Origin of the sequence: Faecalicatena contorta, from assembly GCF_003149105.1 — a bacterium.
In the GTDB taxonomy this organism is placed as follows: domain Bacteria; phylum Bacillota; class Clostridia; order Lachnospirales; family Lachnospiraceae; genus Muricomes; species Muricomes contortus_C.
In genome coordinates this window covers 51,526-52,948 of sequence record NZ_QGDS01000021.1, presented here as the reverse complement: position 1 = coordinate 52,948, position 1,423 = coordinate 51,526, and the positions used below count along the sequence as shown (strand labels likewise).

Annotated in this window: 7 tRNA genes; all 7 read left to right on the top strand. The window is 46.7% G+C overall.

Annotation, left to right across the window (positions count from 1 at the left end):
- The first annotated feature begins 110 nt into the window (after positions 1-110).
- The 7 genes from A8805_RS20185 (at position 111) to A8805_RS20155 (ending at position 754) form a co-directional block, all read left to right on the top strand.
- Positions 111-184, top strand: a tRNA-Asp gene (locus A8805_RS20185).
- Between the two features lie 5 nt (positions 185-189).
- Positions 190-262: transfer RNA gene (locus A8805_RS20180), tRNA-Val, on the top strand.
- Positions 263-274: 12 nt separating this feature from the next.
- Positions 275-356: transfer RNA gene (locus A8805_RS20175), tRNA-Tyr, on the top strand.
- A gap of 17 nt (positions 357-373) precedes the next feature.
- Positions 374-446, top strand: a tRNA-Thr gene (locus A8805_RS20170).
- 32 nt (positions 447-478) lie between these two features.
- Positions 479-552 (top strand) — tRNA-Met (locus A8805_RS20165).
- Between the two features lie 23 nt (positions 553-575).
- Positions 576-648 (top strand) — tRNA-Phe (locus A8805_RS20160).
- A 33-nt stretch (positions 649-681) separates the two neighbouring features.
- Positions 682-754 (top strand) — tRNA-Lys (locus A8805_RS20155).
- The last annotated feature ends 669 nt before the right edge of the window (positions 755-1,423 follow it).

Here is a 1,423-nt window from a genome sequence, read left to right as displayed (position 1 = left end):
GCATGGAGCTGACCGTTACTAATAGGTCGAGGGCATAACCAGGCAGGGCAATAGGAGAGAAGGATGATTCTTTGTATGCGGTTTTGAAGGTACATATACCTTTTAAGTAAGGCCCAGTGGCTCAGTTGGTTAGAGCGCCGCCCTGTCACGGCGGAGGTCGAGAGTTCGAGTCTCTTCTGGGTCGTTTGTGGGATCTTAGCTCAGCTGGGAGAGCATCTGCCTTACAAGCAGAGGGTCATAGGTTCGAGCCCTATAGGTCCCACTTAAAAAATATGGATGGGTTCCCGAGTGGCCAAAGGGGGCAGACTGTAAATCTGTTGGCGACGCCTTCGAAGGTTCGAATCCTTCTCCATCCATTGCCGTGAGGCTTAGCGCCGATGTGGCTCAATTGGCAGAGCAGCTGATTTGTAATCAGCAGGTTATCGGTTCGAGTCCGATCATCGGCTTTATCTTGAAAAAGATAAGTAAAATTTAATATCGCGGGGTGGAGCAGTCTGGAAGCTCGTCGGGCTCATAACCCGAAGGTCGTAGGTTCAAATCCTGCCCCCGCAATTCAGACTTACCTTAAGTCTAATGCCCAGATAGCTCAGTTGGTAGAGCAGAGGACTGAAAATCCTCGTGTCGCTGGTTCGATTCCGGCTCTGGGCATTTTCTTCGCTAAAAAATAGGTTTGTTAGGTAAGGGCGTGTAGCTCAGTTGGTAGAGCACTTGACTTTTAATCAAGTTGTCCGGAGTTCGAACCTCCGCACGCTCATGTATGTAAAGTGGCAAGAATCCAGTGTTTTGGGTTCGAGTCATTTTTTATTTTTCCCGGGGATTTTAATGTATATTAATCTATAGCGACATCTGCTGTTCAGACACCTCATCAGCTTATTAGAAGTATTCTTGAGAGAAATGTTCAGTTAAAGAGACGCATTAATTAAAGGTATTCCTATCAGGTAGTCGGATAAAAGGGTTTATGGAAGATAAAATGAAGACATGGCCAGTTTCTAAAAGTAGAAGCGGGTCATGTTTTTTAGTTGGTTTAAGAATACTGTACAACAGAACCAATGCAATAAAAATGCATAGAATAAAGTGATAACAAGTACTTTTTTATTATTGGGGAGGTAAGCCATGCAAAATAATTGTAATTATAATGATTACCGTTGCATTCACTGTAACGCATGTTATGGGAAGTGTTGCTGTAATGCTGGATATTATTGTTGTTGTACTGGACCAACTGGACCTACCGGAGCCCGAGGAGCGACAGGCCCGACTGGTGCCAGGGGTGCGACAGGCCCTACTGGGGTAAATGGAATAACTGGTCCTATGGGGCCAACAGGATTAACGGGAGCTAATGGAAGCACGGGAGCGATAGGCCCAACAGGAGCCACCGGAGCGGATGGAGTGACAGGCCCAACAGGAGCCACCGGAGCGGATGGAG